This is a genomic window from Sphingomonas sp. BK036 (assembly GCF_004216825.1).
Taxonomy (GTDB): domain Bacteria; phylum Pseudomonadota; class Alphaproteobacteria; order Sphingomonadales; family Sphingomonadaceae; genus Sphingomonas.
Genome location: NZ_SGXR01000006.1, coordinates 555,922 through 577,419, shown reverse-complemented (window position 1 = coordinate 577,419; position 21,498 = coordinate 555,922). Strand labels below are relative to the sequence as shown.

Annotated in this window: 22 protein-coding genes; 3 read left to right on the top strand and 19 right to left on the bottom strand. The window is 65.0% G+C overall.

Features of this window, described 5'->3' with window-relative positions; translation table 11 throughout:
- Positions 1-253: 253 nt before the first annotated feature.
- From EV283_RS15900 to rpsB, 13 genes are all read right to left on the bottom strand, one after another.
- Complete coding sequence (locus tag EV283_RS15900; RefSeq protein WP_130326921.1) at positions 254-586, bottom strand: PilZ domain-containing protein; 333 nt, start codon at positions 584-586, stop codon at positions 254-256.
- Positions 587-707: 121 nt separating this feature from the next.
- Positions 708-938 (bottom strand): 50S ribosomal protein L31, encoded by a 231-nt coding sequence (gene rpmE / locus EV283_RS15895; RefSeq protein WP_055880673.1) that lies wholly within the window; start codon positions 936-938, stop codon positions 708-710.
- Between the two features lie 104 nt (positions 939-1,042).
- Positions 1,043-1,546: a 3-hydroxyacyl-ACP dehydratase FabZ gene (gene fabZ, locus EV283_RS15890; protein ID WP_242616007.1), complete on the bottom strand. Its 504-nt coding sequence runs from the start codon at positions 1,544-1,546 to the stop codon at positions 1,043-1,045.
- Positions 1,547-1,555: 9 nt separating this feature from the next.
- Positions 1,556-2,221 carry an OmpH family outer membrane protein gene (locus EV283_RS15885; protein WP_056417152.1) on the bottom strand — a complete coding sequence of 222 codons (666 nt, stop codon included), beginning with the start codon at positions 2,219-2,221 and terminating at the stop codon, positions 1,556-1,558.
- A complete protein-coding gene (gene bamA, locus EV283_RS15880) occupies positions 2,221-5,022 on the bottom strand; it encodes an outer membrane protein assembly factor BamA (protein WP_207223161.1) in 2,802 nt (933 codons plus the stop codon). The genes EV283_RS15885 and bamA overlap by 1 nt, the downstream gene beginning before the upstream one ends.
- Positions 5,023-5,075: 53 nt before the next feature.
- On the bottom strand, positions 5,076-6,209 hold the full coding sequence (gene rseP / locus EV283_RS15875) for an RIP metalloprotease RseP (protein ID WP_130326919.1): 1,134 nt from the start codon (positions 6,207-6,209) through the stop codon (positions 5,076-5,078).
- A 27-nt stretch (positions 6,210-6,236) separates the two neighbouring features.
- A complete protein-coding gene (locus EV283_RS15870; RefSeq protein WP_130326917.1) occupies positions 6,237-7,391 on the bottom strand; it encodes a 1-deoxy-D-xylulose-5-phosphate reductoisomerase in 1,155 nt (384 codons plus the stop codon).
- Positions 7,388-8,143 (bottom strand): phosphatidate cytidylyltransferase, encoded by a 756-nt coding sequence (locus EV283_RS15865; RefSeq protein ID WP_242616011.1) that lies wholly within the window; start codon positions 8,141-8,143, stop codon positions 7,388-7,390. Before EV283_RS15865 ends, EV283_RS15870 begins: the two co-directional genes overlap by 4 nt.
- A 65-nt stretch (positions 8,144-8,208) precedes the next feature.
- Complete coding sequence (locus EV283_RS15860) at positions 8,209-8,928, bottom strand: isoprenyl transferase (RefSeq protein ID WP_130326913.1); 720 nt, start codon at positions 8,926-8,928, stop codon at positions 8,209-8,211.
- A gap of 26 nt (positions 8,929-8,954) precedes the next feature.
- A complete protein-coding gene (gene frr, locus EV283_RS15855) occupies positions 8,955-9,512 on the bottom strand; it encodes a ribosome recycling factor (RefSeq protein ID WP_056417139.1) in 558 nt (185 codons plus the stop codon).
- 1 nt (position 9,513) lies between these two features.
- Positions 9,514-10,242 carry a UMP kinase gene (pyrH, locus tag EV283_RS15850; RefSeq protein ID WP_130326911.1) on the bottom strand — a complete coding sequence of 243 codons (729 nt, stop codon included), beginning with the start codon at positions 10,240-10,242 and terminating at the stop codon, positions 9,514-9,516.
- Between the two features lie 411 nt (positions 10,243-10,653).
- Positions 10,654-11,586, bottom strand: coding sequence for a translation elongation factor Ts (gene tsf / locus EV283_RS15845; protein ID WP_130326909.1), 933 nt, complete (start codon positions 11,584-11,586; stop codon positions 10,654-10,656).
- Positions 11,587-11,676: 90 nt separating this feature from the next.
- Positions 11,677-12,528: a 30S ribosomal protein S2 gene (gene rpsB, locus EV283_RS15840; RefSeq protein WP_056417133.1), complete on the bottom strand. Its 852-nt coding sequence runs from the start codon at positions 12,526-12,528 to the stop codon at positions 11,677-11,679.
- A 325-nt stretch (positions 12,529-12,853) separates the two neighbouring features.
- On the opposite strand from rpsB, the gene EV283_RS15835 reads away from it, so the two are divergent.
- On the top strand, positions 12,854-13,087 hold the full coding sequence (locus EV283_RS15835; protein ID WP_242616006.1) for a hypothetical protein: 234 nt from the start codon (positions 12,854-12,856) through the stop codon (positions 13,085-13,087).
- On the opposite strand, the gene EV283_RS15830 is transcribed toward EV283_RS15835, so the two are convergent.
- Positions 13,026-13,883, bottom strand: a complete 858-nt coding sequence (locus EV283_RS15830; RefSeq protein ID WP_130326905.1) for a phosphatidylcholine/phosphatidylserine synthase — start codon at positions 13,881-13,883, stop codon at positions 13,026-13,028. The genes EV283_RS15835 and EV283_RS15830 overlap by 62 nt on opposite strands.
- Positions 13,883-14,611 carry a phosphatidylserine decarboxylase gene (locus tag EV283_RS15825; protein ID WP_130326903.1) on the bottom strand — a complete coding sequence of 243 codons (729 nt, stop codon included), beginning with the start codon at positions 14,609-14,611 and terminating at the stop codon, positions 13,883-13,885. Before EV283_RS15825 ends, EV283_RS15830 begins: the two co-directional genes overlap by 1 nt.
- A 153-nt stretch (positions 14,612-14,764) precedes the next feature.
- Here EV283_RS15825 and EV283_RS15820 point away from each other — a divergent pair, with 153 nt between their 5' ends.
- Both EV283_RS15820 and EV283_RS15815 read left to right on the top strand, forming a co-directional pair.
- Entirely contained in the window at positions 14,765-15,985 is a 1,221-nt protein-coding gene (locus tag EV283_RS15820) for an NADP-dependent isocitrate dehydrogenase (RefSeq protein ID WP_130326901.1), read from the top strand.
- Positions 15,986-16,138: 153 nt separating this feature from the next.
- Entirely contained in the window at positions 16,139-17,917 is a 1,779-nt protein-coding gene (locus EV283_RS15815) for a cation:proton antiporter (protein ID WP_130326899.1), read from the top strand.
- A gap of 339 nt (positions 17,918-18,256) precedes the next feature.
- Here the strand turns inward: EV283_RS15815 and rutA are convergent, their stop codons facing one another.
- The 4 genes from rutA to rutB form a co-directional block, all read right to left on the bottom strand.
- Positions 18,257-19,324: a pyrimidine utilization protein A gene (rutA, locus tag EV283_RS15810; RefSeq protein WP_130326897.1), complete on the bottom strand. Its 1,068-nt coding sequence runs from the start codon at positions 19,322-19,324 to the stop codon at positions 18,257-18,259.
- A gap of 9 nt (positions 19,325-19,333) precedes the next feature.
- Positions 19,334-20,122 (bottom strand): pyrimidine utilization protein D, encoded by a 789-nt coding sequence (gene rutD / locus EV283_RS15805; protein WP_130326895.1) that lies wholly within the window; start codon positions 20,120-20,122, stop codon positions 19,334-19,336.
- Entirely contained in the window at positions 20,122-20,505 is a 384-nt protein-coding gene (gene rutC / locus EV283_RS15800; RefSeq protein WP_130326893.1) for a pyrimidine utilization protein C, read from the bottom strand. Before rutC ends, rutD begins: the two co-directional genes overlap by 1 nt.
- Positions 20,506-20,632: 127 nt before the next feature.
- Positions 20,633-21,361: a pyrimidine utilization protein B gene (gene rutB, locus EV283_RS15795; RefSeq protein ID WP_130326891.1), complete on the bottom strand. Its 729-nt coding sequence runs from the start codon at positions 21,359-21,361 to the stop codon at positions 20,633-20,635.
- Between the last annotated feature and the right edge of the window lie 137 nt (positions 21,362-21,498).

Here is a 21,498-nt window from a genome sequence, read left to right as displayed (position 1 = left end):
TTGCGACCGCTGCAACCAGACCGTGTGGCCGTCCGCTGCGGTGACACCCCTCTACGGCCACCCCACATGCCCGTCAAACGGTTTTTGACAGTTCGAGGTCACTTTTCGAATTTCAGCCCAGAATGCTGCCGCCCTGCCCTTCCATCCGCACTGCAGCGCGCGCTTGAGCAGCACGGGCTTCTACGCAGCTTTAGCCGATCGTCTCGACAGGTTTTGCTATGCCACGGAGCCGCACGTTCAGGCCCAACATCCGTTAGCGCAAAGTAGCGCCCGCGGTTTCGTCGGTGCTGGTCAGGGTTGCGAAGATTGCGATCGGCAGCGGCTTGCGGAACTGGCAGCCTGCGGTGAAATCGTCCGCCCACATCACCGTGGCGGCGACCTGCCCGATATGCGGAAGATTGAGCCATATGCTCGAACCGCGCTTGAGCGCCGAATAGGTCTGGAGGCGTGCGCCATTGATCGAGATGTCGACGACCTTGCACAAGGTGCGGTGCGTCTTGCCGATGCTGACGTCGAGCGCGATTGGGGCCCGTGGCGAACCGCGGCGGGTCGATCGCTCTGCGGGTTCGAAGTCGGCGGCGAACATGGCGTCCTCGTCCTTGCGAGTCCAAGTTTGGAGTGCCAGTACGGTCTAGCCGTCGATGCCTAACTAAATCTTAAAAACGACCCCGGAACCGATTTAATCCAACCCGTTCCGGGGCTTATACTTACTTGCGGAGCGTGAGACCGCCACCGAAACGCTTGTTGAAGCGCGCGACCTGGCCGCCGGTATCAAGCATCGTGCCGCGGCCGCCGGTCCATGCCGGATGCGCGAGCGGGTCGATCTCGAGCGTCATGACGTCGCCTTCCTTACCCCAGGTGGTGCGAGTCTGATACTTGCTGCCATCGGTCATTTGGACGGTGATCATGTGATAATCAGGGTGTGTATCGGCCTTCATGCGACGTCTCCGGTATGTGGCTGGTTCCGACCAGCCTGAAATGGAAGGCGCGCCCGTACACGGACGCGCCCTAATTTACAAGATTGCCGGGTTCGGCCCCGGTTTCAGGCCTTGGGCGGGTCGGCGATCATCGCGGTGAAGTTCGCCTCGGCCACCAGTTGCCCGTCGACCAGCGCACGGCCGGCGAACTTGCACACTGCACTGCGCTTCTGGACGAACGCGACCTCGAGCTTGAGCAACACGCCCGGCTCGACCGGCTTCCTGAACTTCGCCCCGTCGATCGCCATGAAATAGACGAGCTTGCCCGAGCCCGCGAGCCCAAGCGACTCGACGGCGAGAATCCCCGCCGCTTGCGCCATCGCCTCGACGATCAGCACGCCGGGCATGATCGGCCTTCCAGGGAAATGCCCCTGGAAGAACTGCTCGTTCATCGACACCGCCTTGATCGCGGTGATCGAGGTGTCGAGGATCAGATCCTCGACACGGTCGACCAGCAGCAGCGGATAGCGATGCGGCAACGCAGCCATGACCCGCCCGATATCGAGCGGGCCCATCCCCGTCTTGGCCTCGGCATTCGCCGCAGTGTCAGTAGTGGCAATCTCGGTCATCGGTTTGGCTTAGCGACCCTGCGGGGTGCGCGTCGCGGCAGGTGCACGAGCGGCTGGCGCCGCTGCGGCACCCTGCTGCTGCTGGCCACCCTGCTGGTTCGGCTGCCAGTTCGCAGGCACGGCCGTGCTGACCGACGGGACCAGACGATCGAGCTCGGTCGTGATCGCGGCGGTGATGTCGGCGGTCGGCTGTGCGAACAGCGCAGCCTCAGGACGCAGCAACAGGCTGACGTTCTTCGCACGCACCGCTGCGGTCACGGCGTCGCTGAGCTTCGCCTGGATCTGCTCGATCGCATATTGCTGCGCACGCTGCGCAGGCTGGGTCAGGCGAGCGAGTTCCTGGTTGGCGGCGTTTTCACGCGTCTGGATTGCCTGAGCCTGCGGACGAAGCGTCGCTTCGGTCGCGCCGGGCGCACGCTGTGCGGTCTGGAACGCGGTGACCAGCGGCTGGAGCTCGCGGGCAACGGCCTGGCGGCGGGTCTCGGCCTGGTCGAGCTGTGCCTTGTAGGTCGTCTCGATCTGGGCGCGGGCAGCGTTCCAGGCCTTCGAGTTTGCGATCGCGCCCTGCGCGTCGGCAACGGCAACGCCCGAAACCTGTGCATCGGCAGCGGTCGCGGTCATGGCAGCCGGCGCAACGAGCGCTGCGGCGAGGAGAAGCGTCTTGAACGTCGTCATCAGAACTGTGTCCCTACGTTGAAAGTAATAAGCTTGGGGTCGTCACCCTTCTGGGTGAGCAAGGCCTTGGCGAGATCGATCCGGAGCGGGCCGAACGGCGAGTTCCAGTTCACACCGACACCGACCGACAGACGCGGCTTGGCCGAGTTGCCGAGGAACGATTCCTGATAGATGTTCGGGTTGAGATAGCGCGCATTGGCGGTCGTCCCGACGCAGGTGGTCGTCCCGGCCGCTGCAACACCCGTAGGGCAAATGGTCTGCACCGATGCTACTGCGGCCGTCGTCGTCGTCGCTGGAATTTCCGGCGTCAGGTACAATGGATTGCCTGCGCCATCCTTATACTGGTTCTGCAACAATGTCGGCGAACCGTCCGCATTGAACAGCAACGCGCCAGCGGCGCTCTTGGCCTGTTCATAGTTGAACGTGGGCAGAGGCTTCTTGATGCCGAACAAGCTGCCGACCTGTGCATAGATCGACGGACGAAGACCCAGCTCTCGCGCCCCCGAGCCCAACGGGATCTCGATCTCGGCCCGTGCCAGGTAGTAGGCGCGACCACCCAGCGCGTCGTCCTGGATCTGGTCGCGATTGGTCTGCACCGACTGGGTACCGTCCGCCGCGATCACGTAGCCGGCGCGCAGGACGCGCGGGCCGACGCCGCGAATGTCGAAGCCGCGGAACTGTGGTTCACCGAGGTAGAAGCGGTCGGTGATCCGGATGGCATCGCGTCCGGGGCCGGGGCTCTTCTCGAGCGGATGGATATAGCCACCTTCGGCGATGATCGAGCCGATGAAGCCGCTACCGAGGTTCACGTACTTCGATCCCTCGAGACGCGTACGCAGATACTTCACGTCGCCGCCAAGCCCGGCAAAATCCTGGCTAAACGAGAAACGCGAGCCCGCTGTCGGACGCAGGCGGCTGTTCAGCGTGTCGCGGCTGAGTGAGTACCCGACCGAAGACGTCCAGCGGTTACCGATCGCCTCACACAGATACCTGCCAGCGATCTCCAGGTTACACGAGCCATCTGCGTTCAGATACTGGCTGTCGAGGCTGACCTCGTCATAGGAGAGGCCATAACGGCCCGACAGCGACCAGAATTCGGTCAGCGGCACACCGGCGCGCAGCTGGAAACCGGTCGAGACCTGCGAGTAATTGGTCTGGCGATCGTTACCGACATAGTTGAACGAGTTGTAATCGCGACGGAAGATATCGCCGCCCAGCGCGATGTTCTTGTCGAACAGATACGGCTCGGTAAAGCCCAGCTCGACCGACTTCGAATAGCTCGAATAGTTCACGCCGGCGCGCAGCTCCTGGCCCTTGCCGCGGAAATTGCGCTGCGTGATGTTCGCCTGGACGATGAAGCGTTCGAGGCTCGAATAGCCTGCCGACAGCTGGAGCTCGCCGGTCGACTTCTCTTCGAGGTTGGTTTCGAGGATCACGCGGTCGGGCGCGGAGCCCGGCAGCTGCTTGATCTCCATCTTGTCGGCGAAATAGCCGAGCGAGTTGATGCGATCCTGCGACCGCTTCACCTGGAAGCTGTTGAACGCATCGCCCTCGGCCAGACGGATCTCGCGGCGGACGACCTTGTCCTGCGTCTGCGTGTTGCCGTTGATGTCGATCCGCTCGACATAGGTGCGCTTGGCCTCGGCGATGTTGAAATTAATCCCCATCGTCAGCGTTTCGGCGTCCTTCTGGAACTCCGGGTTCACCTCGGTGAACGCATAGCCGAACAGGCCCGCGGTCTGGCTGAGATTGTCGACCGAATCCTCGACGAGCTTGGCGTTGTACCAGTCGCCCTTCTTCAGCGGCAGCGTGGCTGCCAGCTTGGTGTTGTCGAAGTCGCGAATCTGGCTGTCGACGGTGACGTCGCCGAACTTGTAGCGCTTGCCCTCCTCCACCACGTACGTGATGATGAAGTCCTTCTTGTCCGGGGTCAGCTCGGCGACCGCCGACGTCACGCGGAAATCGGCATAGCCCTGCGTCAGGTAGAACTGGCGCAGCTTCTGCTGATCGTAGGACAGGCGATCCTGGTCATAGCTGGTCGCCGACGACAGCAGGCGGAACAGGCGCGACTGCTTGGTCGCCATCTGGCCGCGAATCTGGTCGTCGGAGAACACCTCGTTGCCGAGGATGTTGATCTGGCGAACCTTGGACTTCGGCCCCTCGCTGACCTCGAACACGACGTCGACCCGGTTCTGGTCGAGATTGACCATCTTGGGATCGACCACCGCGGCGAAGCGGCCCTGGCGACGATAGAGCTCGATGATCCGGCCGATATCCTGGCGGACCGCGGTGCGCGTGAAGATCTGGCGTGGGGCGAGCTTGATCTCCTTGGTGATCTTGTCGCTTTTCAGCGCCTTGTTACCCTCGATGATCACGCGGTTGATAATCGGATTCTCGCGAACCCGGAGCACGATGTTGCCGTCCTCGACGCCTGCGATCGAATAATCCGCGAACAGGTCGCTCGCCTGCAGGTCCTTCAGCGCCTGATCGAGCGTTTCCGGGGTGTACGGAATGCCGACGCGCAGCTTGGTGTAGGACAGCACCGTCTCGGGCTCGATGCGCTGCGATCCCTCGACTCGCAAAGTCTTTATCGTCCGCGCGGATACCGGGGCGGCGACGGGCGTTACACCCACAGCAGCCTTGGTCGCTACAGCCTTGGCTGCAGCCTGCCGACCGGGCGCCGGAGTCGCGGAACCTGCGGGCACAGTCTGTGCCAGCGCGGGAACGCCCGACAGGATCGTTCCTGCAAGCAGCAGGGCGCCCTTGCGCGCGAAATCATTACCGTTGATCGCTGTCACCAAACCCACCCTAAAAACGTGCACATACAAGGCGCGCCCGCCCTGCCCTATCGTGGTCAGCCGATCAAGCCAGCCAGATTCTTCCACAGCCCGAAATTGCCGAGATCGTTGAAGGTCACCATCAGCATGAGCGCGAGGATCGCCGCGAGCCCGCCGCGAAACGCCCACTCCTGCACCTGCGGCTCGACAGGGCGCCGACGCACCGCCTCGATCGCATAGAAGAAGAGGTGACCGCCATCGAGCATCGGCACTGGCAGCAGATTGATGAACCCCAGATTGATCGAAACCAGGGCAATCAGGAAGACATAGGCGTCGAGCCCGAGCGACATTTGCTCGCCCGACACCTTTGCGATGCTGAGCGGTCCGCCGAGTTCCTTCACCGAGCGCCGCCCGGTGATGACCTGCCCCAACGTCTCGACCATCATCGAGACGATCTCGCCGGTGCGCTTGACCGCGACGACGGGGGCTTCGAGGAGAGAGACGGGGATGATGACGGGCTTGCCGCCCTCGATCCCGAGACGGCCGATCCGATATTCGTTGCCGAATCGATCGCGCTGCAATTCGGTGCCGATCATGACATCGCGCGACATGGACTGGTCGCCGCGAACCACGTCGATCTGCGTATGCTCACCGGCGCGGATCCGGGCATAGCGGGCCAAGTCGTCGAACGTCTCGACCGAACGGCCGCCGATTGCGGTGATCCGGTCGCCGGCCTGCAATCCAGCGGCCGCGGCGGGGCTGCCGGGCAGCGTGCCACCGACGACCGGCGGCATGCGGATATCGCCATACGCAAAGGCGAACCCGGCGAGAATCAGGATCGCGACGACGAAATTGACGACCGGCCCTGCCGCGACGACGATCGCGCGCTGCCACACGGGCTTCGACTGGAAGGTGCGCTGGCGCTCTTCGGCGGGTAGCGACAGCCATTCCGCGGAGGGCTGGCTGGCGGGGTTCATGTCGCCCGCGAACTTCACATAGCCACCGAGCGGCAGCCACCCGAACTTCCAGCGGGTTCCGCGACTGTCGGTGAACCCGGCGATCTCGCGACCGAAACCGACTGCGAAGGCATCCGCCTTGATACCGAAATAGCGCCCGGCAAGATAATGCCCCATCTCGTGCACGAACACGAGCGGCCCGATCACCAGCGCGAACGACAGGATGGTCAACAGGATGCCGGGTGTTTCGATCAAACCGCGTAATCCTTCACTGGACGACCGTCATTGACGGGCCTGTACACGCTCGCCCGCCAATATCCGCGCCTTGGCGTCGATCGCCAAGACGGCATCGACGCTGTCCGGCGCGGCCGGGTCGTAACATGATAATGTATGTTCGACGATTGCGGCAATTTCGAGGAAACAAATACGCCGTTTAAGGAAAGCCTCGACCGCGACCTCGTTGGCGGCGTTGAGAATCGCCGGTCGCGCGCCCCCCGCGTCCAGTGCCTCGCGCGCGAGTCGCAGCGCCGGGAAACGGACCGGATCGGGTGCCTCGAACTCGAGTCGGCCGATGCCGACCAGATCGAGCGGCGCCATCGGTGTCGCCATCCGGTCGGGCCAGGCCAGCGTATGCGCGATCGGCGTGCGCATGTCGGGGGGCCCGAGCTGCGCCAGCACCGATCCGTCGACATAATCGACGAGGCTGTGGACCACCGATTGCGGGTGGATGACGATCTCGATCCGGTCATGCGCAATCGGGAACAGCCGCGCGGCCTCGATCAGTTCGAGGCCCTTGTTCATGCAGGTCGCCGAATCGACGGAGATCTTCGCGCCCATCGACCAGTTGGGATGCTTGACCGCCTGTTCGAGCGTGACGTCGCGCATCTGCTCGGTCGTCCAGTCGCGGAACGGCCCGCCGCTGCATGTCAGAATGATCCGGCGGACGCGTTCGGGCCGGGCCGAATCGAAGCACTGGAAGATCGCGTTATGTTCGGAATCGGCGGGCAGCAACGTCGCGCCGGTCCGCTTCGCCGCGGCGAGGATGACGTCGCCCGCGGACACGAGCGGCTCCTTGTTGGCAATCACCACGGTGCCGCCCTGCTCAATCGCCGCCATCACCGGCTTCAGCCCCGCGCAACCGACGATCGCGCCCATCGTCCAGTCCGCGCCCGACGCTGCCGCCTCAGCGATCGCCTCGCCACCGCCGCCTGCGCGGATACCGGTGCCGGCCAGCGCGTCGCGCAGGTCGGGAAGACACCCCTCGTCCGCGACGACCGCGAATTCAGCCTTGGTGCGAATCGCGGCCTCGGCGAGCCGCCCCACGTCGCAATTCGCGGTCAGCGCGACGACGCGGAAGCGATCGGGCTCGCGCTCGATCAGGTCGAGCGTCGAGGTGCCGACCGAACCGGTCGCCCCCAGGATCGTGACGCTCTTCATGCGTAGAGATTTGGCAACAGGACGAGCGCCGCGGCGATCGGTGCGACCGGGACGAGCCCGTCGAGGCGATCCATCACGCCGCCATGCCCTGGCAGGATATTTCCACTGTCCTTCACGCCTGCCACCCGCTTCAACCAACTCTCATAAAGATCGCCCATCTGCGCGAGCACGGCGAGCACCGGCGTCGCCAGCGCGAGCCGCATCGGCAGGCCATAGTGCGTGTGCAAGACCGCCGCGACCGCGCCGGCCAGCACGACGCCGCCGATCAGCCCCGACCAGGTCTTGTTCGGGCTGATCACGGGCGCGAGCTTGGGCCCGCGCAGCGTCCGCCCGGTAAAGAACGCGCCGATGTCGCACGCCCACACCAGCGACAGCGCCCACAGCGTGTAGAGAATGCCGTCGTCCTGCCGCCGGATGATCATCAGCGCCAGCACCGGAAGGCCGCAGTACAGTACGCCCAGCGCAAGCTGCGGCTTCCTCGTGGTGATGACGACGAAGAACGCGGCACCCACGAGCAGGCCGAGCGTGAAGAAATCGTGGATCACGAGGATCAGCGATGCGGGTGCCATCAGCGCGAGTGGGACCGACAGCGCGAACTGCGTCATCCGTTTGGTCTTGGCGTCGGCGCCCTGCAGCATCGACCATTCCGCCATCATGAACAGTGCGGCGACGACGCCGAGCAGCCAGAACGCGATCCCGCCGAGCGTCAGAGCGATGCTCGCCACGGCGATCATGCCGATGCTGGCGATCATCCGGAGCTGGAGATTGGACGGCGTACGCAGCGCCTGATCGGGGGCCTTGTCGGGATCGGTGAGATTCACAGGCCACCGTAGCGGCGCTGGCGCTGGCCGAACGCGGCAACCGCATCGGCAAGCGCGGCGGCGTCGAAATCGGGCCATAGCGTGTCGACGAACAGCAGTTCGGCATAGGCCGCCTGCCACAGCAGGAAGTTCGACAGACGCTGCTCGCCCGACGTCCGGATCATCAGATCAAGCGGCGGCAGGTCATGCGTGTCGAGTTCGGCCTCGATCGCTGCCGCATCGATGTCGGCGGGATCGAGCAAACCGTCGCGCGCGCGCTCGGCCAGACGCCGCGAGGCGGTCACCAGTTCGGCATGCGCGCCGTAGTTGAGCGCGATCGCGAGGATCGGGCCGGTATTGCTCGCGGTGCGCGCGATCGCATCGTCGACCATCGCGACGAGATCCGCCGAAAAGCTGTGATAGTCACCAATCACGCGCAGCCGGACATTCTCGCGCGCGAGTTCGTCGAGGTCGCTCCGGATGAAATGCCGGAGCAACCCCATCAGGTCGCTGACCTCCTCGACCGGGCGACGCCAGTTCTCGGACGAGAACGCGTACAGCGTCAGCGCCTCGATCCCCATGGCCCGCGCGGCGCGAGTCACCTTGCGCACCGCCTCGACCCCGGCCTTGTGCCCGGCGAAGCGCGGCAGGAACCGCTTCTTCGCCCAGCGGCCATTGCCGTCCATGATGATCGCGACATGACGCGGCACCGCCCCGCCCGAAGGGACGGCAGCCAACGGCGCAGTCGAAGAGGCCAAAGGCCTCACTTGCCCAGGATTTCCTTTTCCTTGGCGGTCGCGGTCGCATCGAGCTCGGCGATGATGCTGTCGGTCAGCTTCTGGACTTCGGTTTCGTGACGCTTGCGCTCGTCCTCGCCGAACACGCCCTTCTTCTCGTCGACCTTCAGCGAATCCATGCCGTCGCGACGCACGTTGCGGACTGCGATGCGCGCCTTTTCGGCATATTGGCCGGCGAGCTTGGCGAGCTCCTTGCGGCGCTCCTCGGTCAGGTCCGGGATCGGCAGACGCAGCGTCTGGCCGTCGACGATCGGGTTGAGCCCGAGGCCGGCCGAACGGATCGCCTTGTCGGTCGGACCGACGTTCGACTTGTCCCAGACCTGTACCGACAGCATCCGCGGCTCGGGCGCGGACACGGTCGCGACTTGGTTGAGCGGCATCGACGAGCCGTACACCGTGACCATCACCGGATCGAGCAACGCGGTCGACGCGCGACCCGTGCGCAGACCCGCCAGATCATGCTTCAGCGCTTCGACGGCACCCGCCATGCGGCGTTCCAGGTCGCTCTTGTCATACGCTGCCATCTTAACTCTCCTGCTCGTTCTGAACGACCGTCGATACGCCATCACCCGCCAGCACCGCGGCGAGATTGCCGGGTTCGCGGATGTTGAAGACGACGATCGGGATATTGTTGTCGCGACACAGCGCGATCGCGCTGGCGTCCATGACCTTGAGGTCGTCGGACAGCACGCGGCTGTACGACACCGTCTCGTAGCGCACCGCGTCGGGGTGGGTCTTCGGGTCGGCGTTGTAGACGCCGTCGACCGAGGTGCCCTTGAACAGCGCATCGCACTTCATCTCGGCAGCACGCAGCGCGGCGCCCGAATCGGTGGTGAAATAGGGGCTGCCGACGCCCGCCGCGAAGATCACGACGCGACCCTTTTCGAGGTGGCGCTCGGCGCGACGGCGGATGAACGGCTCGCAGACGCTGGCCATCGGGATCGCCGACTGGACGCGCGTGTCGATGCCGATCTGCTCGAGCGCGTTCTGCACCGCGAGCGCGTTCATCACGGTCGCGAGCATGCCCATGTAATCGCCGGTCGCGCGGTCCATGCCGCGGGCGGCACCGGCCATGCCGCGGAAGATGTTCCCGCCGCCGACGACGATGCAGATCTCATAGCCCTTGGCTTTGACATCGGCGATCTCGCCCGCGACGCGCGCGGTGACGGCGGTGTCGATCGACAGGCCGGACGATCCCATCAGGACCTCGCCCGACAGTTTCAGCAAAATACGTTTGAAGCGCGGAGGCGTCATAAATCTCGAATTGTGATTGGCGGGGCGGCGCGGACCTTAGGCGGCGAGCGCCACGATGGGAAGCGCTGCGCGAGGCCTGCACCGTCTCTCCACGGCAAAGCGACGGAAAATCATCGGTCGCGTGAGTACGCGCGGGACTGGTATCGTGGTTCCTGCGGAAGCGGGAACCCAGAGTGGCTGCCGTCGCGATCGATCATCGCCCGCAGAGGATATAGATCCCCGCCTGCGCGGGGATGACGGACCGGGTGGAATGGCACCCCCTTATCCTTCTCCCCTCGGGGCGAAGGTGGCCCGGCAGGGCCGGATGAGGGGGCGTGAGGTTCGAGACCTCGCCACTCCCCTCACCCCTCCCACGGCCAAGTGGCCGCGGGCCCCTTCCCTCTCCCCGTAGGGGCGAGGGAAAAAGTCAGCTTACGCCTGCGGAACGCCCGACGCTGCGGCAACCTCGGCTGCGAAGTCGGACTGCTCCTTCTCGATGCCTTCGCCGAGCTGGAAGCGGACATAGTCCACCAGCTTGATCTCGGCGCCCGCATCCTTGCCGGCCTTGGCGACGACGTCGGAGATCTTGGTCTTGCCGTCCATCACGAACAGCTGGCTGACCAGCGCATGCTCCTTGCGGTACTTGGCGATGCCGCCCTCGACCATCTTGGCGATGATGTCGGCAGGCTTGCCCGATTCGGCGGCCTTCTCGGTCGCGATCGCGCGCTCGCGCTCGATCTCGGCTTCGTCCAGGTCGGCTTCGTTCAGTGCCTTCGGGAAGGCCGCTGCGATGTGCATCGCGAGCTGCTTGCCAAGCGCCTGGAGAACCTCGTCCGAAGCCTCCGATTCGAGCGCGACGAGCACGCCGATCTTGCCGAGGCCGGGAGCGGCGGCGTTGTGGATGTAGGGCACGACCGCGCCCTTGCTGACTTCCAGCGTGCGCGAGCGGCGCAGCGACTGGTTCTCGCCGATCGTCGCGACGTTGTTCGTCAGGACTTCCTCGACGGTCTTGCCCGATGGCATCGCCTGCGACTTGAGCGACTCGATGTCGCCGCCCTTCGCGAGCGCGATCTGAGTCACGTCACGGACGAACGACTGGAACTGGTCGTTCTTGGCGACGAAATCGGTCTCCGAGTTGACTTCGACCGCTGCACCCTTGGTGCCCGAGACGGCGACGCCGACCAGGCCCTCGGCCGCGGTGCGGCTGGACTTCTTGGCAGCGGCGGCGAGACCCTTGGTCCGCAGCCAATCCATCGCCTGATCCATGTCGCCGGCGTTCTCGCTGAGCGCCTTCTTGCAATCCATCATGCCCGCGCCGCTCTTTTCGCGCAGATCCTTGACCATTGCTGCCGTGATATCGGCCATGTCTCTCATCCTTGTTTAGGTCTGAATGTAGTTGCGGGCGAGGCAGAGCTGATGCCCTACCCCGCCCGCATGACGGTTCGACGACGACGCTTACGCGTCGATCTGGCGCTCACCCTCGGCTGCGAACTCGGCAGCGGTATCGGCATTCGCCGCAGCCTGCGTCGTGTCGGCGGTTGCCTCGACGGTCGGCTCGGCCATGGCCTCTTCCTTCGGCGGCTCGATCATCGCGCCGACGTCAGCACCGGTGCGGCGCTGCTGCTCCTGGCCGCCACGCGTCGCGGCGATCGCGATCGCCTCGCAGTACAGGCGGATGGCGCGGGCAGCGTCGTCGTTCGCGGGAACCGGGAAGGCGATGCCGTCCGGCGACACGTTCGAATCGAGGATCGCGACGACGGGAATACCCAGCGTGTTGGCTTCCTTGATCGCCAGCTCTTCCTTGTTCGCGTCGATCACGAACATCACGTCGGGGATGCCGCCCATGTCGCGGATGCCGCCGAGCGAAAGCTCGAGCTTGTCCTTCTCGCGGGTGAGCTGAAGGACTTCCTTCTTGGTCAGGCCGACGGTGTCGCCCGACAGCATTTCCTCGAGCGTCTTGAGACGCTTGATCGAACCCGAGATGGTCTTCCAGTTGGTAAGCATGCCGCCCAGCCAGCGATGGTTGACGAAGTGCTGGCCCGAGCGACGTGCTGCGTCCGCGACGGGCTCCTGCGCCTGGCGCTTGGTGCCGACGAACAGGACCTTGCCACCGCCGGCAACCGCCGACGAGACGAACTCGAGCGCGCGTGCGAACAGCGGCACGGTCTGCGAGAGGTCGAGGATGTGGACGCCGTTACGATCACCGAAGATGTAAGGCTTCATCTTGGGGTTCCACCGATGAGTCTGGTGGCCGAAATGCGCGCCCGTTTCGATGAGCTGCTGCATGGAGACGACTGGTGCCGCCATAGGGATATATCCTTCCGGTTGTGCCTCTGGGAAGCGGATGACGTCCTGGCCGAATGACCGTGACGCACCGGGCTATGATGCCTCCCATGCGGGGTTAGAGGCGCGCCCCTTAGCGTGGCTTATCGCGAAAGGCAATTGCACATCGGCAGCTTGACTCATGGAACGCAATGAGAACATAAAGGGCTCAGAGGGGAACAGATGTTCGACTCGGCGCGGATTCACCCCGGCAGGGCGAGATTCGAAATGCGACGAGTGGAACGATGTTTCTGACCAAGTGTTTGCGGATATTAGGAATTTGTTCGCAACTCATAGGAAGGCGGACGTGATGTTGGTTCTGAGCTTCATGGTTTTTGCAGGTGCATTCGCGGTCGCAGGCCTGATGATCGTATCGTCGATCGCGCTGCAATGGGATCGTATCATCCGGCTCGCGCTGGGCAATGTCGAACCCGCCTTCCAGCCGCTCCGGACGCTCGCCGTCGCCGAGCGCCGGATCGCCGTCAGGCGCTGGGCGTCGACGACGGCTCCGTCGTCCGCGCGCCGCTGGAACGCTGCCGCCTGATCTTGGCGTAGCTGGCGATGCTGAACGGCATCGATATCAGGTACAGCACGCAGATGATGCTGAGCGTATGCCATGGCGCGCTCACCATCGCGGCACCGAGCAGGACGACGAGCGCGAGCGCTTCGAACCGGACATTGCTACGCAGCTTGAGCGAACCCCAGGAATAGGTCGCGACGCTCGACACCATCAGCAGCGCGATGAACGCGACCCATGGCGCGACGAAATAGGGCGATGCGAAGCGCGCCTCGTCGGTCCAGAACCAGAAGAACATCGGCATCAGAGCAAGGCCGGCACCGGCTGGCGCTGGCACGCCGGTCAGGAAACCGGCCGATTTGTGCGGCTGGTGACTTTCGTCGATCTTGGCGTTGAACCGCGCAAGGCGCAGCGCGCAGAATACCGCAAAGATCAGCGCGCAGATCCAGCCCACTCGCGGCAGCGCGGCAAGCGACCAGAGATAGACGATCAGAGCCGGCGCGACGCCGAACGAGATCGCGTCCGATAGCGAATCGAGCTCGGCACCGAACCGGCTTTCACCATGCAGCATGCGCGCGATCCGGCCGTCGAGACCGTCGAGTACGCCCGCGACCATGATCATCGCAACGGCGCTCTCCCATTGCCCGCCGATCGCGAATCGCACGCCGCTGAGACCCGAGCATAGCGCGAGCGCGGTTACCGCATTCGGCGCCACCGCGCGCAAGGGAAGCCCACGCGGCGCACGGCGCGTGCGGCCGAAGCGGCCACGCCCACGTCCTTCGATCGAATCGGCCGAGCCGTCGTCGATGTCGTCGCGATCCATCACTGCGCGATACCCCCGACGGGTACGCCACCGACGCGACCCAGGACGGTCTCGCCCGCGATGCTGCGCTGGCCGAGGCATACCTGCGGCACGACATGATCGGGCAGATACACGTCGACCCGGCTGCCGAAGCGGATCAGGCCGATGCGCTGGCCGGCTGCGACCATGTCGCCCGCCTTCACGAAGCCCAAGATGCGACGCGCGACGAGGCCGGCGATTTGCGTGAAGCCGATCCGCATCCCGGTGCGGTCCTCGACCACGAAATGCTGGCGCTCATTCTCTTCGCTCGCCTTGTCGAGATCGGCGTTGAGAAACTTGCCCGAGATATACACGACCTGCCGGATCGTCCCCGCGATCGGCGTGCGGTTGATGTGCACGTCGAACACCGACATGAAGATCGAGACGCGCACCAGCGGCGCATCGCCGAGGCCATTCTCGCCGGCGAGTTCGCGCGGGATGGGAACGCGCTGGATCATCGTGATCAGCCCGTCGGCCGGTGCGACGACCAGTCCCTCGCCCTGCGGTGTCGTGCGGACGGGATCGCGGAAGAACGTCGCGACCCAGATCACCACGCCGACCATCGGCCAGAACAACACGTGGCTGACCATCGTCAGCAGCAGCGTGATGCCGGTCGCGATCGCGACGTATTTGTGGCCTTCCGGATGGACTGCGGGAAATCGCCATTTGACCGTGGAGGTCGTGACGGGCGGCTTGTCGAGCGATGCCATAACGCGCGGGTCTATCCGTGCACGACGCGCGATACAACGATGAACCGGCTTTTCCTTAGAGGGCCAACGGTTGCCGGGTGGTTGGCCAACGGTTGATCGCCGCGACGCGCTCCCCTAGACGCTCCTCAAACCCCTCCCCCGAAGGACGCGCACATGGCGAAGATCAAGGTTAAGAATCCGATCGTGGAGATCGACGGCGACGAGATGACGCGGATCATCTGGGAATGGATCCGTGAGCGCCTGATCAAGCCGTATCTCGACATCCAGCTCGATTATTACGATCTCGGCGTCGAGCATCGCGACGCCACCGACGACCAGGTCACGATCGACAGCGCGCTCGCCACGCAGAAGCACGGCGTCGCGGTGAAGTGCGCGACGATCACGCCCGACGAGCAGCGCGTGACCGAATTCGGCCTGAAGAAGATGTGGAAGTCGCCGAACGGCACGATCCGCAACATCCTGGGCGGGACGATCTTCCGCGAGCCGATCGTCATCAAGAACGTTCCCCGCCTGATCCCGGGCTGGACTCACCCGATCGTCGTCGGCCGTCATGCGTTCGGCGACCAGTATCGCGCGACCGATTTCCTCGTCCCCGGCCCCGGCAAGCTGCGCCTGGTGTTCGAAGGCGATGACGGCGCGACGATCGACCGCGAGGTGTTCCAGTTCCCGTCGGCAGGCGTCGCGATGGCGATGTACAATCTCGACGACTCGATCCGGGATTTCGCCCGCGCGTCGATGCATTACGGCCTCAACCTGAAGTGGCCTGTGTACCTGTCGACCAAGAACACGATCCTCAAGGCCTATGACGGCCGCTTCAAGGATCTGTTCGCCGAGGTGTTCGAGGCCGAGTTCAAGGACAAGTTCAAGGAAGCGGGCATCGTCTACGAACATCGCCTGATCGACGACATGGTCGCATCGGCGCTGAAGTGGAACGGCGAGTTCGTTTGGGCCTGCAAGAACTATGATGGCGACGTCCAGTCGGACCAGGTCGCACAGGGCTTCGGGTCGCTGGGTCTCATGACCTCGATCCTGCTGACCCCGGATGGCAAGACCGTCGAGGCCGAAGCCGCGCACGGCACCGTCACGCGTCACTTCCGCATGCACGAGCAGGGCAAGGCGACCTCGACCAACCCGATCGCGTCGATCTTCGCGTGGACCGGCGGCCTGAAGTATCGCGGCAAGTTCGACGATACGCCCGACGTCACGAAGTTCGCCGAGACGCTCGAGCGCGTCTGCGTCCAGACGGTCGAGAATGGCCACATGACCAAGGATCTCGCGATCCTGATCGGGCCGGACCAGCCCTGGATGACGACCGAGCAGTTCTTCGAGCAGGTCCGCTCGAACCTCGAAGCTGAAATGGCCAACTGGGCGTAACTGAATTTCCCCGCTCCCCGATGACGGGAGCGGGGTTTTTCTTCGACCACTGCCCCCTTCCCGTCATGCTGAGGAAGGGGGTCTGAGCACCACATGCCACCCATGCAACACCACGGGTGACAATTCCGCCACGCCTCCCCTAAGGTTGCAGGCATGGCATTACGGCTCGACAACCACAGCTTCAGCGATGCGCTCGTCATTCTCGGTGCTGCCGGGCTGGTGATCCCTGCATTTGCGCGATTCAAGGTGAGCCCGGTCATTGGGTTCATCCTGGTCGGATTGCTCGTCGGCCCCGCCGGGCTTGGGGCGCTGACCGGCGTCGCGCCGTGGCTCTATTACCTCACCATCTCGAACCCCGAATCGATCGAGCCGTTCGCCGAGTTCGGGATCATCCTGCTGCTGTTCTCGATCGGGCTCGAACTCTCGTTCAAGCGGCTATGGTCGATGAAGCGGCTGGTGTTCGGCACCGGTGCCGCCGAACTGATCGGCTCGGCGCTGATCATCGGCGTGGCGCTCCACTTCATCGGCCAGGGATGGGCGGGCGCGATCGGGCTGGGGTTCGCGCTCGCGCTGTCGTCGACGGCGCTGGTCCTGCCGCTCGTCGGCACCACCGGCGCAGTCGGGCGCGGCGCATTTGCGATGCTGTTGTTCGAGGACCTAGCGCTCGTCCCGATCATCTTCGTGCTCGGCGCGCTCGCGCCGACCGCGAGCGCGGATGGCTGGGCGGATATCGCCGGCGTGGCGTTGCGCGGGGGCCTGACGGTGGTCGCGATGTATGTCGGCGGGCGGGTCGTCCTGCCGCGGCTGTTCGGACAGGCCGCGCGGACCAAAAGCCCCGAGCTGTTCCTTGCAGCGTCGCTGCTGGTCGTCATCGTCGCCAGCGTCGCGACCACCGCCGCCGGGCTGTCGCCGATCGTCGGCGCGCTGCTCGCAGGGCTGCTGATCGCGGAAACCGAATATCACAGCGAGGTCGAGGTGATCACCGCGCCGTTCAAGGGCCTCGCGCTCGGCGTGTTCCTGATCTCGGTCGGCATGAGCCTCGACCTGCGGCTGATCGCGCAGAACTGGCCGTCGCTGCTGCTCGCGGTGACGGGCGTCGTCGCGGTCAAGGCGATCGTGACGTTCCTGTTCCTGCGCGTCGCCAATTCGCGGCGCGGCGTGGCGGCCGAGACCGGCCTGCTGATGGGCAGCCCGTCCGAGACGACGCTGATCGTGCTCGCCACCGCCGCGCAGGCGCAGCTGATCCTGCCCTCGACCGCGACCTTCTGGCAGACCGTCACCGCGATCGGGCTGACGATCACGCCGTTGCTCGCCAAGCTTGGCCGCACCGTCTCGCGCCATCTGGAGAGCCGCTCGGTCGCGGATACGGGCGATATCGAGATCGACGACGAGGGGCCGGGCACGGTCGTGATCGGCTTCGGCCGGGTCGGGAACATGGTGGCGGACATGCTCGCGGTCCACGGGCAGAAATATGTCGCGGTCGAGGCGGATATCGATTCGGTCGAAGCCGCGCGGCGACAGGGACACCCGGTGCTGTTCGGCGACGTTTCGCGCGCGGAACTGGTCGATCGGTTGAAGCTGCACACCGCCAAGGCATTGATCCTGACGATGGACGATCCGGTGCTGACGGTGCGGCTCGCGCGGCGGGTGCGTGCGTTGGCGCCCGACCTGCCGATCGTCGCGCGCGCCCGCGATACCGCGCATGCCGCCGAACTCTACCGCGCTGGCGTGACCGATGCGGTGCCGGAAACGCTGGAGAGTTCGCTGCAGCTGGCCGAGGCGGTGCTGGTCGATCTCGGCGTGGCGATGGGGCCGGTGATCGCCTCGATCCATGAAAAGCGCGACGAGCTGCGGCAGGAGATCAAGAAGGCCGCGGACATGCTGGTCGAGCCGCGTATCAGGAAGGCCAAGCGCACGCCGCGCTCGGTTTAAAGCTTCCTGTCAGCCGGTTGTTCTCCCGCGAAGGCGGGAGTCCAGTCTGGGTTCCCGCCTTCGCGGGGAAACAGGGTTTGTGGATTGCTGAAGTGCCATCCCCCAAGACGGGCGGCGAGCTCAGCCATGCCAACCCCCGCACCACCCCGGCGAAGGCCGGGGCCCAGTTGGAGAGGTTTCTGTAATGGAGGTCGGCCTCTCCTTACTGCCGTCCCCCAACTGGGCCCCGGCCTTCGCCGGGGTGGTAGAGTGGTGGTGGCTGCCTAACTCATCCCTCTATCCGCGAGGGAGAAACCTTAGCGATGGGCAACGCACCGCTCTGCCGCAGCGCCGCGCGGTTTAGGCCACGCTCGCCCGGCTCGTCATCAGCGGCTGGATCCGCGTCCCGAACGCCTCCACCCCCTCCAAAAAATCGTCGAAGGTGAGCAACACGCCCCCGGTGTTCGGCACCGCGGCCATCTCGTCGAGCATCCGCGCGACGCTTTCGTACGAGCCGACCAGCGTGCCCATGTTGATGTTCACCGCGCCTTCGGGGGCGGCGAGCTGGCGGACGTTGGTGTCCGTGTTGTGCGTGTCCTTCGCGCCCTGATCCATCAGCCACGCGATCGCCTCGACATCGACGCCGGCGTTGTAGTGCTGCCACTTGGCCATCGCTTCGTCGTCGGTTTCGGCGGCGATGATCATGATCAGGACGAAGACCTGTACGTCGCGCCCGGTCTTCGCGGTCGCGACCGCGAGGCGTTCGTTGTTGACCGCGAACGCCGTGGGCGTGTTGACGCCCTTGCCCAGGCAGAACGCATAGTCCGCCCATTTGGCGGAGAAGGCGAGGCCGTCGTCGGACGATCCGGCGCAGATGATCTTCATGTCGCCGGTCGGCCTGGGCCAGACGCGGCAGTCGGTCATCTGGTAATAGTCGCCCTTAAAGTCGGACGTCCCCTCGTCCCACAGCTCGCGCAGGATGTGCGCATATTCGTCGAGCATCGTGTAGCGGTTGCGGAAATGTTCGTCGCCGGGCCACATCCCCATCTGCGTATATTCGGGCGGCTGCCAGCCGGTGATGAGGTTCAGTCCGAACCGGCCATGGCTGATCGAATCGATCGTGTTGCACATCCGCGCGGCATAAGCGGGCGGGATCAGCAGAGTCGGGCAGGTCGCGAAAATCTTGATCCGCTCGGTGACCGCGGCGAGCCCGGCCATCAGCGTGAAGCTCTCCAGCCCGTAATCCCAGAACTCGGTCTTGCCGCCAAAGCCGCGCAGCTTGATCATCGACAACAGGAAATCGAGACCGTGCTTCTCGGCCGCCTGCGCGATCGCCTTGTTGAGGTCGAAGCTCGGTTTGTACTGCGGCGCATTCTCGCTGATCAGCCAGCCATTGTTGTTGATGGGAACGAAGACGCCGACCTGCATATGCCGCTCCTATTCGCCGTCGAGCCAGTCGAGCAGCCACATGTTGAAATGCGCCGCGCGCGTCACGTTGCAGGCGTGCGCGCCGACCGCCATCCGCGCGAGCAGCGCGCCGGGGATGCCAGCGGCGAGCTTTTCGGAGGCGGACGGCGGCACCAGCATGTCGTCGTCGGACGCGACCAGCAGCGTCGGCACGCGAATCTCGTCGAGGCGGCCGGCGATGTTGAAGCGCCGCACCGCCGCGACACGACGCTCGATCATGTCCGCACCGGGGAAGTGCGCGAGCAGCACCTCCTCCTCGTCCTGGAGCGCGTCGTGGTGATCGGCGATCCATTGCGGCGGGTAGAGGAACAGCGGCTGCGCGTGGAGATAGGCGCGGGGGCCGCTGTTTCGCAGCAGTGCGAGCCGCGCGTCGAAACAGCGCGCGGTGTGGAGATCGAGCTTGGCCCAGCCGTTGATCACGACGAGCCGGTCGAGCCGCGCGGGCGCCGAGAGTGCGAGCGCCAGCCCGATATGCCCGCCGAGCGCGTGGCCGATGAAGGTGCAGCGATCGAGCCCGATCGCGTCCATCAGCGCGACAACGTCTGCGGCCATCGCCTCCACGGTGAGGTCGCCCGCGACATGGCGATCCGAGCGGCCGGTGCCACGGTGATCATAGGTGATGACGCGGTGGCGGGCGGCGAGCGCGGCGAGATTGGGCTGCCAATAGCTGCCCGATCCGCCGAGACCGCTCGACAACAGGATCACCGGGCCGTCCGGCTGTCCATGCGACTCCCAGTGGATCCCGTTCGCGTACGGCATCAGGCGAGGTGGGCGATGCTGGCGATCTCGACGAGGCAGTCGGGTTTCACCAGTTCGGTCTTGATGCAGTAGCGTGCGGGCTTGGGGCCGGGGAAATACTCCGCATACACGCGGTTGAACGCGGCGTAGTCGGCGAGGTCCTTCAGGAAGATGTGGTTGAAGGCGATATCCGCCATCGTCGCGCCCGCGGCCTCGAGCGTGGTCTTGATCGTCTCCAGCACCGCGCGGGTCTGCGCCGCGGCGTCACCGACATGGAGCACGACGCCGCCCTCGCCCAGCGCCAGCACCCCCGAGACGTAAACCGTGTTGCCGGCCTTCGCCGCCGCCGAATAGGGCGCGATCGGCGTCGGGAACTGCGGCGGGTTGATGGCGTCGAACGGCATGTGTTTTCCTTCTACGTGCTCATCATGGCCAAGCCGTTCCCCCGCGAAGGCGGGGGTCCAGGGTCGCAGGCGACAGCGTTCGTGATTCCTGGGCCCCCGCGTTCGCGAGGGAACAAGCGAGAAACGATCACTTCGACAACTGCCCGAACGAACCGCAGAAATCGCCGACGGTGCTGACCCAGCCGAAGAATTTCTCGACATTGTAGACGGTGGCCGCCTGCATCTCGGGCGGCCCGAGGTGATGCGTCGCATCCTCCAGCATCACGCCGAAATATTCGAGGTGGAAGCCGTCGCGCAGCGTGCTCTCGACGCAGACATTGGTGGCGATGCCGACGAAGACGAGGTTGCGGATGCCGCGCGACCGCAGGATGCTGTCGAGCTGCGAATTAAAGAAGGCCGAGTAGCGCGTCTTGTGGACGCGGATGTCGCCGGGCTGGGGTTTCAGCGCGTCGACGATCTCGTAATCCCACCCGCCGCGCGCGAGGAAGCGGCCGTGCAGCTCGGGGCGCGCGCGCATCGTCTTGAGCGCGTTGGACTTGTGCCAGTTGGGCGAGCCGGGGCCGCCCGCCTCGACATAGTCCGCGTCCCAGCCGTTCTGGAGGAAAACCACCGGCATCGCGGCGGCGCGCGCGGTGGCGAGGACCTTGGCGATCTGCGCGATCGTAGCGGCCGAGCCGGCGATGTCGAAGCCAGCCGTGTCGACATAGCCGCCGGGCGACGCATAGGCGTTCTGCATGTCGATGACGATCACTGCGGTTTCGGCGGGATCGAGACGCAGCGCCTCCGGCCGTGCGGGCAGCGTGACGGCGTTCGCCTCGTTCGCACCGGTACGCAGGATCGGGGGGTCGACTGTCATTCTGACAAGCTCGCTGCATCGCAGACATTGTGCAAGTGCGAAATGATCTGGGGTGGAAGCGTATCCAGCCAGCCCCAAACAAGTGTGTATCCCCGCGAAGGCGGGGACCCAGACTGGGCTCCCGCCTTCGCGGGAGA